Source organism: Methylobacterium sp. 1973 (assembly GCF_040545035.1).
In the GTDB taxonomy this organism is placed as follows: domain Bacteria; phylum Pseudomonadota; class Alphaproteobacteria; order Rhizobiales; family Beijerinckiaceae; genus Methylobacterium; species Methylobacterium fujisawaense.
Window position 1 is genome coordinate 60,282 of the sequence record NZ_JBEPLA010000008.1, and the last position, 15,803, is coordinate 76,084.

The window sequence follows — 15,803 nt, forward strand, 5'->3', positions numbered from 1 at the left end:
TCAGCGCCGCACGCCATAGGTGGCGGAGGCGCTCCCGCCGATCTGGATGCTGGTCCCGTCGCCCAGGTCGAAGAAGCCGGGACGGCGCGGCTTCGGCGGGCGGACGTCGGCGTCGCAGCCGGGTTGCGGCGGGAGACGCACGCCCTCGGGCAGATTCTCCGGGCAGAGCCGCGCGCGCGCCGGCGGCTCGCCGGCCTGCGCCGCACCGGCGAGGAGGATGACGGGGAGGGCGATGACGGGGAGGGCCAGGCGCAGGCGCGTCATTGCCGGTTCTCCGCAACGTCCGCCGTGGTGACGCGGACCTGCCGGATCCGGCCGTCGCGCACCACCTTCAGGGTCACGCCGGCGCCGAGGCCGGCTTCCTCGATGGCCGCCGTCAGGTCCGCGAGCCGATGGACCGGGCGGCCGTTGGCCTCGACGATCACGTCGCCGATATCCCCGGTCTGCGGGTCGACGCCGCGCAGCCCGGCCTGCGCGGCGGGGGAGCCGGGCAGCACCCGCACGATCACAACGCCGTCGATGCCGAGCCGCGCGGTGGCCGCCTCCTGGGCGGCGATGATGCCGATGCCGGGATTGCGCACCCGGCCGGCCTTGATCAGCTCCGGCACGATGCGGTTGACGACATCGACGGGGATCGCGAAGCCGATCCCGGCGCTGGCGCCGGACGGCGAGACGATGGCGGTATTGACGCCGATCAGCCGGCCCGCGGAATCGAGGAGGGGCCCGCCGGAATTGCCGGGATTGATCGCCGCATCCGTCTGGATCACGCCGGACAATTCGCGCCCCTCGCTGGTCGGCATGCGCCGCCGCACGGCGCTGATCACGCCGGTGGTCAGGGTGTGGTCGAGGCCGAACGGGTTGCCGATGGCGAAGGCCGATTGCCCGACCTTCAGATCCGCCGAGGTGCCGATCGCCAGCGGCGGCGGCATGTGCCGCACCCGCCCGAGCTGCAGGACGGCGAGGTCGTAGGACGGCGCCAGGCCGACGAGGGTCGCGGGGACCACCTCGCCGTCGCCGAGCCGGACGGAGACCGATCCGCCGCTCTGCGCGGCGTTCTGCACGACATGGGTGTTGGTGACGATGTGGCCGGCGCCGTCCCAGACGAAGCCGGTGCCGGTCTGCGTCCCGCCCTGGTCGCCACCCTGGTCGTCGAGGTCGAGCAGGTCTCGGTTCTGCGCCGCCCCCTGCGCGAAAACGTGAACGACGGACGGGCTCGCGCGCTCGAACAGCGCGACGGTCGAGGTCTCGGCCGGCGCCAGATCGCCGCGGGCCATCACCGCCCGCGGCGTGTCGGCGGAGTAGAGCAGCGGTTGCAGGTAGGGTTGGGCGACGTAGAGCGCCAGCAGGACCAGGACCAGGACCGCGGCGAGGACGATGCGCACGGTACGATCCGGCACGGGTGTCTCCGAAAGAAGCGCGAAGGCAGGCCCTCGACGGGCGAAGCCTTAAGTGCGCGTTCAGGATCGGGGCGTCAACACAGAGAGGCACCGCCGCCGACAGGCTCCTGACGTGTTCTGGCGCACGTCGGCGACCGGTGCAGACTGGCTAACGGAATGGTCACCATTCAGGAGCCACAATTCTCGCAAGTCCAGGGCAGCTCAGCTGTGCTCAATACGGACATGGAACACCGAACCCCGCCCACGCTCGTGCCTCGGCACCGGGTGCTGGCTTCGAAAACCGCCCGAATTGATCGCAAAGCTGCCGCAGAGATGCTTGCATTGACGCTCAGACCCTCGATCGCCACCGCTCCTCGGCCCAGTCCGGCGGCGGCGATCTGAACGGTCCAAAACGGTTCGGAAGGACGAGTACCCATGGAAACCGAAGCTCTGGAACGGCCCGCGGATCTGACGATCTGGCGCACGGCCCCGGCGAGCGCCCCGCTTGCGCAGCCCGAGCGCTACGACACCCTGCGCGAGGCGATCGCGGCCGCGGCCGGTGCCCTGGCCGACCCGGCCAAGCAGCCCTGGATCATCACCGAAGAGGGCGAGATCCTCTCGCCGAACTGGATCCGCACCTACCTGAACTGACGCCCGGCGCGACGAAGAACGGGGATACCGGGGATGGCGGCGCGAGCCCCGCCCCGGCCCTGCGCGGGCTCGGTGAGCCCCCCCGGTGATGGCGTCGGCGCGGCTGTCCTGGCGCGCGACGCGCAGCAACCGCGAGCACCACGTTTCCGAACGTCCCGAAGGCAAGGGTCGCGACGCGCGTCACGACCGTGAGGGCTCTGATCGCCCGAAGGCGCCGACCCCGGCGCCGATCACTCCGCCGCGTCCGGCTGGCGAAACCCCTCGATCCCGATCTGGTCGGGGTTGATCGCGTGCAGCGCCCGCCGGGCCGCCTCGAGGGGATGTTCGGCCTCGATCCGCACCGAGGTGAGATCCGGGCTCTTGTAGACCGTCACGATCGTATCCATCACTTCGGTCAGCGTGGTGCGCTTGTCCTCGGGGGCGGCGATCAGGAGCTGCAGCCCCCAGGCCCGGTACAGATCGACCAGCGCCTGGCTGTTGCGCACGTCGAGCTTCGAGAAGGCCTCGTCGAGCAGGCATAGGCCCAAGCCCGGATTCTCGTCTCCCGGCCGGTCGCCCGGATAATAGGCGCTGGCCAGCGAGGCGGCGATCGCCACGTAGAACGGCGCCTGGGCCTCGCCGCCGGAGCCGCGCAGCGCCCGGGCCGACATCGTGGTGCGGTTGCCCGCCCGGTCGCGCATGCCGATCTCGTAGACGAAGTAGTTGCGGTAATCGGCGAGCCGCGCCGCATCCTCCTCGCCGGCGATCAGCGCAGTGATCTCCTCGAGCGCCGCCGCCATCTGCCCCTCCGCCTCGCCGGCGAGCAGCGCCTGCGCGGCCTCGGGTGAGCGGGCGGTCTCGGTGGCGAGCGCGTGCACGGCGGCATAGCGGCGATCCACCGCCGCCTCGAACGCGTAGGTCTGGCCGGTGAAGCTGCGCGCGGAGAGCCGCTCGTTGAGGGCGGCGAGCCGGGCATGGACCCGCTCGAACCGGTCGGCGAGGCGCGTCAGCAGATCCTCGGTCATCAGGCGGCGCATCTCGACCTCGGCCCGCTCGGCCTGCGCCCTGTAGCGGCGGAGTTCGTGCCCCTCCACGGCCTCGTATTCCCGCCGCACCCAGGCGAAGCCGTCGATCGCCGGGGCGTCCCCGGAGGCGAGCGGGTTCTCCACCCGCCAGGCGGCGCAGGCCTCCGCCAGCTCCCGCTCGGCGATCCGCCCGTGGGAGCGGGCGGCCTCGGCGGACTCCCGGGCGAGGCCGCGCTCGGCGGTCACCCGGGACCCGGCCGCCTTGGCATCGAGGCCGGCCAGCGCCCGCCGCGCCTCGGCGACCACGCCGAGGTCGAAGGGCTCGCCGCGGGCGAGGCGCACCCGCGCGGCGTCGCCGGCGCTGAGCTGGCGCAGGGCCGCGCGGCGGGCAGACAGAGCGGCGCGGACGGCCTCGCGCACCGGTCCCATCCGGGCGCGCAGCGCCGCCTCGTCGGCGAGCAGGCGGTCGAGCTTGGGCTCCAGCTCCTCCGACAATTCCCGCAGGTAGCCGACCCGCTCGGTGGTCAGCGCGGCGATCTCGGCGGCGAGCCCGGCCGTGTCACGCTTCTCGATGCCCTCCCGCTCGGTCTGGAGCGTGCGCCGCCGTCCGTCGAGCCCGTCGAGCTCGGCCCGGAGCGCCTCCACGTCGTCGAGGCCCCGGGCGACGCGGGCCCGGATCGCGGCCGCCGTCCGGGCGGCCTCGCGCAGGACCGCGGCCTCGCCGCGCAGGCGCCGCGCCTCGGCGACGGCGATCTCGTGGGCGCGGCGGCTGTCGGCGGTGGGCCCGCGATGGCCGCGGGTCATCAGCAGGTCGACGCTGCGGGTGACCGAATAGGCCATCCCGGCCGTGGTCCGGCCGCTCGGGGCGACCGCCCGGGCGAGGCGGGCCAGTTCGGCGTCGTCCCGGGCGAGGTCGTAGCCGCCGAGCCGCACGCCGAGGAACGCCTCCGCGTGCGGGTCGCTGGTCTCGATCACGGTGAGCGGACCGTCGTCGTAGCGGCGGGACCGCTGCTTGGCGGTGTCGGTGGTCTTCACCAGGATGCAGCGGTGGAACCGGTCGCGGCCGGATTGCAGGACGCCGAGTGCCTCGTTCAGCCGGTCCGGGGGAACCACCAGGGCCTCGCGGGCGCGCCCCAGCAGGCCTTCGAGGGCCGGCCCCCAGGTCGGGTCGACGATCTCGGCCAGTTCGCAGATCGGCACCGCGTCGATGCCGCGGCGCTCCAGCTCGCCGCGGAACGCCACCGTGTCGGAGGAGAGGCGCGCGGTCGGGCCGCCGCCGGTGCGCGGCGCCGTGCGCTCGGCCTCGCTCTCCTGGGCGCGGGCCTTCAGCGCCGCGTCCTCGGCGGCCCGCTCCAGCGCCTCGTCGAAATCGGGCAGGCGCACCAGCCCGTCGGCCAATTCGGCGAGCGGCCCCTCGGGGCGCAGGATCTCCTCGGGGGAGGATTCCCGACGCAGGCCCGCCCGGGCGCAGGCCTCGGCGAGGCGGGCCGCCTGCGGGCAGCTCTGGCGCAGGATCGGGGCGACCGGCTGGAGCTTGGCCATCTGCCCGACGAGGCCGACGAGATCGCCGATCCGGCCGATCAGCTCCTTCCGGTCGCGCTCCAGCATGGAGAGGCCCAGCGTCGAGGCGGCGAGCCGGCCCTCGGCGGCGCTCGCGGTGGCCAGCGCCTTCTTCTCGGCGATCTCGCCGTCGATCTCGCGGACGTAGCCGCGGCTCGCCGCGACGCGCTCGCGGGCGATGCGCAGGGTGTCGGCGCCTTCCCGGAGCCGGGACCGGACGGCGATGAGGTCGAGGCTCCGGCGGCGCAGCTCGGCGCTCGCCGCGCGCAGCTCGTGCGTCGCGGCAGCGAGGACCGCCTCACCCCAGGCTTCGTAGCGGTCGCGCAGGCGCCGCAGGCGTCCGAGCCGGCTCTCCAGCTCGGCGATGGTCTCCAGAAGCCGACGCCAGTTCGCGATGGAGTGGCGCACGCGCTCGACGTCCAGGGGCTCCGGGTCGAGCACGAAGGCGCGCACGAAGGCGCTGGTGTCGAAGATCGGCTTGAACGCCACCGCGTTGGCGAAGCTGCGCAGGAAGTGGCGCGGCTCCGGCGACGGCGCCCCCTCGCGCAGGGTGGCGAGGACATCGGCCGTGAAGCGTTCGCCGGAGGTCCGGTACTCGGTGAAGCTCGCCGCGCGGGCCCGCAGGTCCGCGGCGATCTCGCTCCAGGGCGCCGTGTAGGTGCCGCCGGGGGCGGTGCGGGCGTAGTCGGAGACCTCGAACCGGTGCCCGACCGCGATGAAGCGCGAGAGCACCGTCTCCTTGGGCTCCACGGCCCGAGCGGCCAGGGCGAGGCCGACCGAGACCACGCGGCCGGAATCGGGATTCTCGAAGACCAGGACCAGCACGGTCTCGCAGGATTCCCGGGTCGGGCGGCCGCCTTCCGCCGGGTCGCTGATCCAGCCCAAGCAATAGTCGCGCACGGTTCGGGCGCTGCGCCCGGAGGCCGAGGCGTTGAGGGCGAGGCGGCTGGCGTTGTTGCCGGCCAGCACCGTGCCGACCGCATCGAAGATCGTCGATTTCCCGGCCCCCGTCGGCCCGACCAGCGCGGCGGCACCGCGCAGCCGGATCTGCTCGCGGCGGATCAGGTACCAATTGGAGATGGCGATGTCGGTGAGGACGTACACGATGTGGGTGGGTCGGGCCGGTGGCGAGGAATGTTCGGCCCAGTTGGCCGGACTCGGCCGCGTATGCAAGCCGACACGCGCGAACCTCTGAAGCCCGATCCTACCTCAGGTTATGACACTATTAGCACAACCTGTTCATGTCCTGCCGGTCTCGTCCGCACGACCGGAACCGACCGATGCGTCTCAGTCTCAAAGCAAAACTCAGCGGCCTCTTCGCCCTCCTGCTCCTGGCGGCGCTGGTTCAGGGCGGCGTGACTCTCTACAAAATGCAGGCGGTCGACCAGCGGCTCGCGGAGCTGATCGACAACGCCGTGCCGTCGATCAACGAGGCCCAGGCGATCAACGCCCTCGTGATGCGCTCGCGACTGTGGCAGTTCCGCTACGTGACGGCGGATACCGAATCGGAGCGCGCGACCAGCCTGAAGAGCGCGGACGAGATGATGCGGAACCGCCAGGCGAAGGCCGAGGCCTACCGCACCCTGGTGGCGTCGAAGGAGGAGCAGGCGATCTACGACGACCTGCTCGCCAAGCTCGCGGTGCAGCAGGCCGACTGGACCCGTCTGCGCGCCTTCCCGGCCGATCAGCACGATCAGGCGCTCGCCTATTTCCGCGGGCCGATGAACGCCAACTATCTCGCGGCCTCGACCGCGACCCGCGCTCTGGCCGACCTGAACATCAGGAACGGCGAGGCGGCCGGGCGCACGGCCCGCGACAGCCAAGCGGACGCGGTCCGGACCACCATCGTGAGCCTGCTCGTCAGCTTCGTCATCGCGCTGGGCGCCATGCTGTACGCCTTCACGGGCGTGTCGCGGCCGCTCGCGGGGATGACGCGGTCCATGCGGCGCCTCGCCGACGGCGACACGCAGGCCGAGATCCCCTACGCGGCGCGGCGGGACGAGATCGGCGCCATGTCGGCGACCGTCGCGGTCTTCCGGGAGAACCTGCTGCACGCCCGCGCCCTCGAGGCCGAGACCGCGCAGGCCCGGGCCGGCGCCGAGGCCCAGCGCCGGCAGGCGACGCGCGAACTCGCCGACCGGTTCGAGTCGGCCATCGGCGGTATCGTCGGCTCGGTGACGTCGGCAGCGACGCAGCTCCAATCCACGGCCCAGAGCCTCACCGTGACGGCGACGCAGACGGCCGGCCAGTCGACCAGCGCGGCGGCCGCCGCCGAGGAGGCCTCCAGCAACGTGACCACGGTCGCGGCGGCCGCCGAGGAACTGGGCTCCTCGGTCAACGAGATCGGCCGTCAGGTCGGCTCCTCGGCGGATCTGGCGCAGGCCGCCGTCCGCGAGGCGGCCGCCACGGCCGATCTCGTCCAGGCCCTGAGCACCGGCGCGCGCCGGGTCGGGGAGGTGGTGGACCTGATCTCGGCCATCGCCAGCCAGACCAACCTGCTGGCGCTGAACGCCACGATCGAGGCCGCCCGGGCCGGCGCCGCGGGACGCGGCTTCGCGGTCGTCGCCACCGAGGTGAAGGCGCTGGCCGACCAGACCGCCAAGGCCACGGCCGAGATCTCGGCCCAGATCGCACAGATCCAGGGCTCGACCGGCCAGGCCGTCCAGGCCATCGACGGCATCGCGGGCCGCATCCGCGAGATCAGCGGTATGGCGACGTCGATCGCCGCCGCGGTGGAGGAGCAGGGCGCGGCCACCCAGGAGATCGTCCGCAACGTCGCCGAGGCGGCGACCGGGACCGAATCCGTCACCGCCAATGTCAGCGGCGTCGCGGGCGCCGCCGAGGAGACCGGGGCGGCCGCCGCGCAGGTCCTGGCATCGGCCTCCGAGATGGCCCGGCAGGCGGCCCATCTCGGCAGCGAGGTGGAGCACTTCCTGGCGACCGTCCGGGCGGCCTGACCGGATACCGGCCGGCCGGCGGCGTCACGGGCGCCACGCTTGACCCCGGTCAGCGGGACGTCGTCGAGCGGACCGCCGCCGGGGCGCTTCGCTCCGTTGGCGAAGACGCCCCCCTCAAGGACGGACGTCGGAATCAGGCCTCCCCGGCCTCCGACCACGCCCGAAGGCGTTCCATCCAGGCGTCGGAAGCCAGCACCGTCAGCCCCGGCAGGAGCGAGAGCGGGGTGACCCGCTCGACCCGGTCGCGCTCGCCGAGGCGCAGGCCGCCGCGCTTCGCGTAGAGGCGCAGGATGTCGGCGAGCCGCCCCTCCTCGGGAGGCTCGTTGCGCGCCACGGTGCGGATCTTCTCGACGATCTCGTCGGTGGTGCAGTCGACGATCCCGTCAGTCCCGGCCCGGTGGTCGCGCAGGCCCTCCTCGTAGAGGAGCCGGAGCGCCAGGAGCACCAGCGTCTCGTCCTTGCGCAGGCGCTCCGAGACGATGTCGTGGCGGGGCGCGTCGGCGGCCGGGCTCAGCGAGACCATCTGGTCGCGATGCGAGACCGTGAGCGCGTAGCCGAGGCAGGCGAAGTAGTCGGTGAAGAACGGGGCGTAGTGCCGGGCGAGCTCGTAGGAGCGGCCGATCCCCTGGGTCTCGGCGTAGATCACCTGCCCCTTCAGAAGCACTTGGAGGGCACGGCTCAGCTCTTCGGCATCCGGCGCCCTTGCGCCGGGCGGCGGCGGCTCGTCGCCGTCGATGATCGCGCGGAAGCCCTCAAGCATAGGGGCGGCGCTCCAGAAGGAAATCCGGGCAGTCGAGCCAGCCATTGGCCACCCGCTCGGGCAGCCGGGTGACGGCGTAGCGCTCGCCGAGCTTGGCGTCGAACAGCACGTCGATCTCGCGCAGGCGCTGGAACACGATGAAGTCGTCGACGCCCGCGATCACGATCTGCGACCCGCGCAGCCGAACCGCCTTTCCGAGTCGGGCCTCCACGAAGGCGCTCATGCTTTCGGGCGTCACGGTGGTGCGGCGCCGGAACTCCGCCTTGGCGGCCGCGAAGGCGTCGACCACCGGATCGTCCTCGATGTCGGGCAGGGGCTCCATGTCGATCGCGGCCTTGCGGGCCCGCGGCGCCTGGAGATGCGCGTGCCCGATGGGCGGCCGCAGCAGCGAGACGTCGCCCGGCACGTCGGGGGCGATCTCCGACCCGCCGACGGCGCGCAGCATCGCGGCCACGCGCTCGACGCCGCTCGGATCCGGGCGGTCCATCACGTGCAGGGCGGAGGCGATCCGACGCTCCAGACGCGCCACCACGGCGTCGACGGCATCGAGATGGTTGTCGAGCCCCTCGAACACCGCGAGAATCTGGGCGAGATCCGTCCGGACGGCCCGCTGCGCCGCGTCGAGATCGGCGCTCCGCCCCTCCCGGATGAGGCCCTCGGCCAGGGCCCGGACGGTGAGGGCGTCGCGCAGCGCCCGGCCGGCCTCGCGCACCACGCTGGCGCGGAAGCGGAACGGGTTGAAGCGGGTGTGGAGCGTCCGGTAGTCGCTGATCAGGTGGCGCTCGACGAAATCCTCGAAGAACAGCCGGAAGGTCTTGGCGCGGTCGGGCTCGCGCAGGATGCGCTCCTCGACCTTGCGCATGCCGGCCGCGAGCCCGCGCACGTGCGACAGGAAGGCGGCCGCGCCCCGGGCGGCGTTGGAGAGGGCCTCGGAGCGGTTCGCCGGATCCGACAGGGCGCTCTCGAGGCCACCCAGAACCTCCAGCACGGCCCCGCCGTAGGAGCGGGTCTCGCCCCGTTCCAGCCGGGACAGCTCCTCCAGGAGGAGCCGCGCCTCGGGGTCGAACTCCGCGACCGGAACGTAGCGCTCGCGGCGCTCAATCAGCCAGCCGGTGTCGAGGAGGCGCCGGTAGAGCGCCGTGCGGCGCTCGGTCGGATCGGCGGAGATCGGCTCGTCGCCGCTGACCTCGGGATCGCTCCAGCCGGCGGCGAAGTCGCCGATCTCGGCCAGAAGCTCGGCCTTGCGCACCGGCTCGGCCCCGAGGACGCGCCGGTGCAGGTGCAGGAGCAGGGCCGCGTTGAAGCTGCGGCTCGGCGAAGCCAGCGGCTTGAACAGCTCGTCGGACAGCTGCGCGAACAGCATGGTTCTGGAAACTCTCGCCGTCGCGCAGCCGTGCCGCTTACTTCGCGCCGAGGAGTTCGACGTCGAAGATCAGGGTGGCGTTCGGCGGGATCACGCCGCCGGCGCCCCGGGCGCCGTAGCCGAGCTGCGGCGGGATGATCAGGGTGCGCTTGCCGCCGGTCTTCATGGTGGCGACGCCCTCGTCCCAGCCCTTGATCACCTGGCCGGCGCCGAGGGGGAAGCTGAAGGGCTGGTTGCGGTCGCGGGACGAATCGAACTTCTTGCCCTTCTTGCCGCCCTCGTCGAGCCAGCCGGTGTACTGGACGGTGACCTGCTGGCCGGCCTTCGGCTCAGGCCCGGTGCCGACGACCTCGTCCTGATACTTGAGGCCGGAGGGCGTGGTCACGGTCTCGGCATTGGCGGCTGTGGTCATGGCGATCAACGCGGCTCCGAAGAGGGGGGACAGGCGAGGCATGGTTTCTCCCTGGAGCCGGCGCCGTGCGCGCCGGCCGTCGGGAGGCCTTCTATCGCCTCGGACCCGTCCAGGCCAGGGAGCCCGGTCGCCCGAGCCTCCGGGGCCGTTCAGGCGGCGCGGACGCTGTCCAGGAACCGGTCGACCTCGGCGGTCAGATGCGCGGACTGGGCCGACAGGGCCGCGGCCGCGGCCAGAACCTCCCCCGCCGCCGCCTCGGTCGCGCTCGAGGCTTCGGCGACGCCGGCGATATGGCCGGTGACCGCGGCCGCGCCCTGCGCCGCCTGTCCGACGTTGCGGACGATCTCCTGAGTGGCCGCGCCCTGCTGCTCCACCGCGGCGGCGATCGAGGTCGCCACGCCGTCGATCTCGCGGATCCGGGCCGTGATCGTCCCGATCGCCGCGACGGCCTCGCCCGTCGAGGCCTGAACCCGCCCGATCTGGCCCGAGATCTCGTCCGTGGCGCGGGCGGTCTGAACGGCCAGCGCCTTCACTTCGGCGGCAACGACCGCGAAGCCGCGACCGGCGGCGCCCGCCCGCGCCGCCTCGATCGTGGCGTTCAACGCCAGCAGGTTCGTCTGGCCCGCGATGGTCGCGATCAGCCCGACGACGTCGCCGATCCGCGACACGGCCTCGCTCAGGTCCCGGACCAGCGCGCCGGTCTGATCGGCCTCCGCGACGGCCGCACGCGCGAGATTGGCCGAGCCGTCGACCTGCCGGCCGATTTCCTGCACGGAGGTGCCGAGTTCCTCGGCAGCCGCCGCCACGGTGTTGACGTTGCTCGCCGCCTGCTCGGCGGCGGCGGCGACAGTTGTCGACTGCCCGGCACTCTCGGCCGCGGTCTCCGTCATGCTCCCGGCGGTGGCCTGCAGGGCCGTGGCCGAGGCCGAGACCTGGGCGATGACGCCGCCGACCGCCCGCTCGAAGCGCTCGGCCATCGCGCGCAATCCGCTGCGGCGCCGCGCCTCGGCGGCCTGCCGGACCTCTTCGGCCTCGGCTTCGAGGCGACGGGACCGGATCAGGTTGTCCTTGAAGACCTGCACGGCCCGAACCATGGCGCCGATCTCGTTGCGCCGGTCCAGGCTTGGGAGCGCGACGTCGGCATCCCCGGCCGCGAGGGCCTCCATCGTCGCGGTGATCGCCCGGATCGGCCGCAGCACCCCGCGGAAGAGCACGATCAGGGCGAGCGCGACGAGGAGCAGGGTTGCCAGCAGGGCCGCCCCGTCGCGCAGCAGGACGCGCCGGGCCGCGCCGGACAGGGTCTCGGCCCGCGCGATCATCTCGTCGAGGCAGACGAAGGCGAGGTCGACGAGGGTGACCTGCTCGGGCGTATCGAGCTTGCGCGCCTGCGCGAGCGTCAGACCCGGCGGCGTGCCGCGGCCCAGCGCGGTCGCCACTGCGGACCGGCGGGCCAGGGATGGGCCCTCGAAATTGTTCTCCCGGGCCCGGCGGAACGCCGCGCGAACCGTCTCGGACATCTCCGAAGCGGCCTCGATGGCCGATCTCCAGGCCGCGTCGAGACGTCCCCGCTCCTCGGCGGCCGCCACGGTCTCGTCCAGCGACCAGGCCGTCCCGGCCGCCAGGGACGTCTGCACCCGCAGGGCGACGGCTCCGTTGGCCATGCGCGTCGACCAGGCCGCCCGCTTGAGGGCGAGATCGCGTCGGAGGATCCCGTCGGACAGCGGGATCGCGGCATCCACGGCATCGCTCGTGGCGATCAGGGTATCGAGCATCTCCTGGAAGGCGGCCTTCGCCTCGGTCGTCACCGCGCCATCCCGCTGGGATCCCGACAGCTTCAGGGCCGCGTCGACCCGCGGCCGGAGGCGTTCGACGCGTCCGCCGGCAGCCCGCAGGGGGCCGAGGGTCGCAGTCACGGCGGGGAGACCCAGCCCGTCGAGGAGGGGCTGGGCTTCGGCCAGCCCGGCGATCACCCGCTGCCGGTCCGCGTAGAGCGACGCGCGGGTCTCGGCCTCGACGGGCTCGGCGGCGGCGAGGAATTGCAGCGTCGCCCCCCGTTCGAACCGGGCCACGTTCAGGGTCTGGAGAAGGGCGCGGCTCGCCCGCACCAAGGTGATGACCTGCTCGGCCTCCGCCGCCTGCTCCTGCGCCTCCCGCACGGCGCCCGTCGCGAAGGCCAGCATGATCGTCGCCATGGCGACGAGGACGAGACACATGGTCGTCCGGATCGACAGGTCCCGCACCCGCATCATGCTTCACCTCCGACGGCCCGACAGATCGAGCGCATCGCAGGATCATAACAAGTTTTTCTCAGGCACAATCAAAAAATCTGATGTATTTCTATGGTCATTTGACCGCGTATAGCCTCATTCGAAATATGATTTGAGGGAATTTCCGGCACTTACCGAATGAAACCGCGAATAATCGCGAAAAGCATCTCTTCCAAAATACAAATATCTCAGGACCGTCTCTCACCCGTCTGCGCGCGATCGACGTCGCCGCCGGGGCGCGCGGGCCGACAAAGCACCTTCGAAGCACCTTCGCGGGGCAGGGAGGCGGGCTCGCAGCGGCCCCGTCGCGTCAGCCGGCCAGAAGCGCCGCGACATGGGCCACGAGCCGCCGGGCGACTTCCTCCTTGCCGAGGCGCGGCCAGGTTTCCACCGCACCGTCCCGTCGGATCAGGTGAACCGTGTTGTCGGCGCCGCCCATGACGCCGCCCTCGGCCGAGACGTCGTTGGCCACGATCAGGTCGCAGCCCTTCCGGGCAATCTTCGCCCGGGCGTGCTCGACGACCGTGTCGGTCTCGGCGGCGAACCCGACCACGAGGGGCGGGCGCCCCACCGGCAGGCGGGCGATCGTGGCGAGGATGTCGGGATTCTCCACCAGCGGCATCGGCGCCGGGCCGGTGCCGTCCTTCTTGATCTTCTTGCTGCCGGCCTCCTGCTCCGGACGCCAGTCGGCGACCGCGGCGGCGAAGACCGCGATGTCGGCCGGCAGCGCCGCCTCGACGGCTTCCAGCATCTGCCGGGCGGTCTCGACCCGGACGACGGCGACGCCCGGCGGATCGGGGAGCGCCACGGGTCCGGAGACCAGGGTCACGGCGGCACCGGCCGCAGCGGCGGCCGCCGCGATGGCGTGGCCCTGGCGGCCGGAGGAGCGGTTGGCGATGTAGCGGACCGGATCGATCGGCTCGTGGGTGGGACCGGAGGTCACGAGCACGCGCCGGCCGGCCAGGGGCCTGTCCCCGGCCTGCTGGCCGAGCATCCGCTCCAGCGCATCGGCGATCTCGTTGGGCTCGGCCATTCGGCCGGGGCCGGATTCGGGCTCCGCCATCCGGCCGGCATTCGGCCCGACGATCCGGACGCCGTCGCCCTCCAGGACCGCGCGGTTCCGGCGGGTGGCCGGATGCGCCCACATCTGGACGTTCATGGCCGGCGCGATCAGGATCGGAAGGGTCGTCGCCAGCAGGACGGTGGTCGCGAGGTCGGCCGCGTGACCGCCGGCCATGCGGGCCATCAGGTTGGCGGTCGCGGGCGCCACCACCACGGCATCCGCCTGACGGGCGAGCTTGATGTGGCCGATCTCGGCCTCGGAAGCCCGGTCGAACAGGTCGGTATGGGCCCGCTCGCCGGCGAGCGCGGCGGCGGCAAGGGGCGTCACGAATTCCTGCGCCCCCGCGGTCAGCACCGGGCAGACGCTGGCGCCGCGCTCGCGCAGGCGCCGGATCAGGTCGAGGGCCTTGTAGGCCGCGATGCCGCCGCCGATGACGAGGAGGACGCGGCGCTGGGCGAGGGTCTCGGTCATGACGACGACCCTCTGCGCGCCGGCGCGCGCGCGTCAAGCGGCCTCAGGCCGCGGCCGGGACTGCCGGAGCTTTCAGCCCGCCGAACCGGCGCTCGCGGCGGCCGAACTCGGCGACCGCCTCGGCCAGGTCCTCGGGACCGAACTCGGGCCACATCCGCTCTGTGAAGTGCAACTCGGCATAGGCCGCCTCCCACAGCATGAAGTCGGAAAGACGGCGCTCGCCGCCGGTGCGGATCAGCAGGTCGACATCGACGGGAGAGCCGTGCATCGGGCCGGCCACCAACTTGCCGAAGCTCTCGCGCGTCGGATCTTCGCCCTGGAGGCGCTGCGCCGCGGCGATGATCGCGTCGCGGGCCGAGTAGTCGACGCAGATCCGGAGATGCAGCCGGGTCCCCGCCGCCGTGGCGGCTTCCGCCGCGGCGATCGCCTCGGGGATGCCGTCCGGCAGACGGTCGCGCCGACCGACGACGCTGAGGCGCGTGCCGGTCCGGGCGAGGCGCTGGGTCTCGTTGCGCAGGTAGGAGCGCAGGAGCCGCATCAGGCCGCCGACCTCTTCGGCGGGGCGCTGCCAGTTATCCGCCGAGAAGGCGTAGAGCGTGAGCGTGCCGATGCCGAGATCCGGACAGGCCTCGGCGGTGCGCCGGATCGACTCCACGCCGCGGTGGTGGCCGGCCAGCCGCGGCAGGCCGCGCTGCGTGGCCCAGCGCCCGTTACCGTCCATGATGATCGCGGCGTGCAGGGGACCCGGCACCGCTTCGCTTTGCATCGTAAAGTCTCCCGGCATGGGCGTGGCGTTCAGGTCTATCGAGACGGGATTAACATTCCCGGCGGGACGGGGCGGTCTCACGCCGTTTTCGTGGCCGGATCGAGGCCGCGGACACCGGATTCGGGGCCGCGCTCGGCGGCCTGCGCGGCGTCGCGCACCACCTGCTCGAGCACGCCGAGATAGCCGATGAAGCGCTGGCGCCCGGTGACGGTGAGGCGGCAGACTGTCTGCGACCGGTTGTGCGCGAAGCCCTTCTCGAGGCTCACCAGATCGGCCTCGCTCAGCACGGCGAGGTGGCGGCTCAGGTTGCCGTCGGTGAGCCCGCACAGGCGCTTGAGATCCGGGAAGGGCAGGCCCTTCGGATGCGCCACCAGGGAGGTCAGCACGCTGAGGCGCGCCCGCTCGTGGATGATCCTGTCGAGCCCCTCGTAGGAAAAGCGCCCGTCGGAACGGTCAGCGGTCGTCATCGAAGGCCCGGGCCGCGTGATGGATGATCCCGGCCAGCCACGCTTGACCGAGCAGGAAGGGCAGGCCCATCGTCCAGGGGGACAGGGCCCGGGTCTCGGCCGAGACCGCCAGCACGGCGAGCCCGGCGAGCAGATACCAGGCGCCGACGCCCTGGACAGCCCGCGGCAGGATCCGGGACGAGGCGAACAGGCCGAGGCCGACCAGCACCTGCCAGAGACCCGGCAGCATCCAGACCTCGTCGGGTGCGAAGCGGGCGACGACCAGGGCGAGGCAGGCCCCCGCGCCCGCGGCCGGCAGGAACACCTCGATGGCGTTCCAAACCATGGCGTCGGCGAGGCCGGAATGCAGGCGCCGGCTGCGCCGGACCGCCTCGACGCCGATCATCATGAAAGCCGCGAGGGCGGCCGCGATCCAGAGGCCGAAGAACAGGCCCGGCCGCGCCGCGGGATCGCCGAGCCACAGGGCCTGCCCCGCCGCGCAGGCCAGCGCGAGGAAGCCGGTGCCGGCGACCGTCGCCGCCCCCAAACCCCGGAACGCCGTGTCGCGGGCGATCTGCGAGCGGATCGCCACGATGTCGGCCAGCGCCTTGTCCAGGTCCTGCATGTGCCTCAAGCCCCCGGCTGCAGCATGCTTCGCACCGCGCTTTGCATCGCAAAGTATCGACAGGATGGGCTTTCCGCAAGCC

13 protein-coding genes are annotated in these 15,803 nt (G+C 72.7%); 2 read left to right on the forward strand and 11 right to left on the reverse strand.

What is annotated here, in order from left to right:
• Both ABIC70_RS16755 and ABIC70_RS16760 read right to left on the reverse strand, forming a co-directional pair.
• A complete protein-coding gene (locus tag ABIC70_RS16755; RefSeq protein ID WP_274929098.1) occupies positions 1-264 on the reverse strand; it encodes a hypothetical protein in 264 nt (87 codons plus the stop codon).
• Positions 261-1,397 (reverse strand): S1C family serine protease, encoded by a 1,137-nt coding sequence (locus tag ABIC70_RS16760; protein ID WP_354440225.1) that lies wholly within the window; start codon positions 1,395-1,397, stop codon positions 261-263. Before ABIC70_RS16760 ends, ABIC70_RS16755 begins: the two co-directional genes overlap by 4 nt.
• A 414-nt stretch (positions 1,398-1,811) precedes the next feature.
• On the opposite strand from ABIC70_RS16760, the gene ABIC70_RS16765 reads away from it, so the two are divergent.
• Entirely contained in the window at positions 1,812-2,027 is a 216-nt protein-coding gene (locus ABIC70_RS16765) for a hypothetical protein (RefSeq protein WP_043352013.1), read from the forward strand.
• Positions 2,028-2,257: 230 nt separating this feature from the next.
• Here the strand turns inward: ABIC70_RS16765 and ABIC70_RS16770 are convergent, their stop codons facing one another.
• Positions 2,258-5,695: an SbcC/MukB-like Walker B domain-containing protein gene (locus tag ABIC70_RS16770; protein ID WP_053610950.1), complete on the reverse strand. Its 3,438-nt coding sequence runs from the start codon at positions 5,693-5,695 to the stop codon at positions 2,258-2,260.
• A gap of 176 nt (positions 5,696-5,871) precedes the next feature.
• Here ABIC70_RS16770 and ABIC70_RS16775 point away from each other — a divergent pair, with 176 nt between their 5' ends.
• A complete protein-coding gene (locus ABIC70_RS16775; RefSeq protein ID WP_278306627.1) occupies positions 5,872-7,548 on the forward strand; it encodes a methyl-accepting chemotaxis protein in 1,677 nt (558 codons plus the stop codon).
• Positions 7,549-7,681: 133 nt separating this feature from the next.
• Here ABIC70_RS16775 and ABIC70_RS16780 read toward each other — a convergent pair whose 3' ends face one another.
• The 8 genes from ABIC70_RS16780 to ABIC70_RS16815 form a co-directional block, all read right to left on the reverse strand.
• Positions 7,682-8,308, reverse strand: coding sequence for a DUF4194 domain-containing protein (locus ABIC70_RS16780; RefSeq protein WP_043345479.1), 627 nt, complete (start codon positions 8,306-8,308; stop codon positions 7,682-7,684).
• A complete protein-coding gene (locus ABIC70_RS16785) occupies positions 8,301-9,671 on the reverse strand; it encodes a Wadjet anti-phage system protein JetA family protein (RefSeq protein WP_043345481.1) in 1,371 nt (456 codons plus the stop codon). The genes ABIC70_RS16780 and ABIC70_RS16785 overlap by 8 nt, the downstream gene beginning before the upstream one ends.
• A 37-nt stretch (positions 9,672-9,708) precedes the next feature.
• A complete protein-coding gene (locus tag ABIC70_RS16790; RefSeq protein ID WP_053610948.1) occupies positions 9,709-10,125 on the reverse strand; it encodes an FKBP-type peptidyl-prolyl cis-trans isomerase in 417 nt (138 codons plus the stop codon).
• A gap of 107 nt (positions 10,126-10,232) precedes the next feature.
• Positions 10,233-12,329: a methyl-accepting chemotaxis protein gene (locus ABIC70_RS16795; protein WP_354440388.1), complete on the reverse strand. Its 2,097-nt coding sequence runs from the start codon at positions 12,327-12,329 to the stop codon at positions 10,233-10,235.
• A gap of 331 nt (positions 12,330-12,660) precedes the next feature.
• Complete coding sequence (gene coaBC / locus ABIC70_RS16800) at positions 12,661-13,884, reverse strand: bifunctional phosphopantothenoylcysteine decarboxylase/phosphopantothenate--cysteine ligase CoaBC (protein WP_354440229.1); 1,224 nt, start codon at positions 13,882-13,884, stop codon at positions 12,661-12,663.
• 43 nt (positions 13,885-13,927) lie between these two features.
• Complete coding sequence (locus ABIC70_RS16805) at positions 13,928-14,650, reverse strand: di-trans,poly-cis-decaprenylcistransferase (protein WP_043345488.1); 723 nt, start codon at positions 14,648-14,650, stop codon at positions 13,928-13,930.
• A 77-nt stretch (positions 14,651-14,727) separates the two neighbouring features.
• Positions 14,728-15,117, reverse strand: coding sequence for a transcriptional regulator (locus ABIC70_RS16810; protein ID WP_043345490.1), 390 nt, complete (start codon positions 15,115-15,117; stop codon positions 14,728-14,730).
• A complete protein-coding gene (locus tag ABIC70_RS16815) occupies positions 15,104-15,721 on the reverse strand; it encodes a hypothetical protein (RefSeq protein WP_043345491.1) in 618 nt (205 codons plus the stop codon). The genes ABIC70_RS16810 and ABIC70_RS16815 overlap by 14 nt, the downstream gene beginning before the upstream one ends.
• Between the last annotated feature and the right edge of the window lie 82 nt (positions 15,722-15,803).

Excerpts from the sequence above, each read along its gene's own strand:
- ABIC70_RS16755 (WP_274929098.1), bottom strand. The coding sequence starts at position 264 with ATGACGCGCCTGCGCCTGGCCCTCCCCGTCATCGCCCTCCCCGTCATC.
- ABIC70_RS16765 (WP_043352013.1), top strand. The coding sequence starts at position 1,812 with ATGGAAACCGAAGCTCTGGAACGGCCCGCGGATCTGACGATCTGGCGC.
- ABIC70_RS16775 (WP_278306627.1), top strand. The coding sequence starts at position 5,872 with ATGCGTCTCAGTCTCAAAGCAAAACTCAGCGGCCTCTTCGCCCTCCTG.
- ABIC70_RS16780 (WP_043345479.1), bottom strand. The coding sequence starts at position 8,308 with ATGCTTGAGGGCTTCCGCGCGATCATCGACGGCGACGAGCCGCCGCCG.
- ABIC70_RS16785 (WP_043345481.1), bottom strand. The coding sequence starts at position 9,671 with ATGCTGTTCGCGCAGCTGTCCGACGAGCTGTTCAAGCCGCTGGCTTCG.
- ABIC70_RS16790 (WP_053610948.1), bottom strand. The coding sequence starts at position 10,125 with ATGCCTCGCCTGTCCCCCCTCTTCGGAGCCGCGTTGATCGCCATGACC.
- ABIC70_RS16795 (WP_354440388.1), bottom strand. The coding sequence starts at position 12,329 with ATGCGGGTGCGGGACCTGTCGATCCGGACGACCATGTGTCTCGTCCTC.
- coaBC (WP_354440229.1), bottom strand. The coding sequence starts at position 13,884 with ATGACCGAGACCCTCGCCCAGCGCCGCGTCCTCCTCGTCATCGGCGGC.
- ABIC70_RS16805 (WP_043345488.1), bottom strand. The coding sequence starts at position 14,650 with ATGCAAAGCGAAGCGGTGCCGGGTCCCCTGCACGCCGCGATCATCATG.
- ABIC70_RS16810 (WP_043345490.1), bottom strand. The coding sequence starts at position 15,117 with ATGACGACCGCTGACCGTTCCGACGGGCGCTTTTCCTACGAGGGGCTC.
- ABIC70_RS16815 (WP_043345491.1), bottom strand. The coding sequence starts at position 15,721 with ATGCAGGACCTGGACAAGGCGCTGGCCGACATCGTGGCGATCCGCTCG.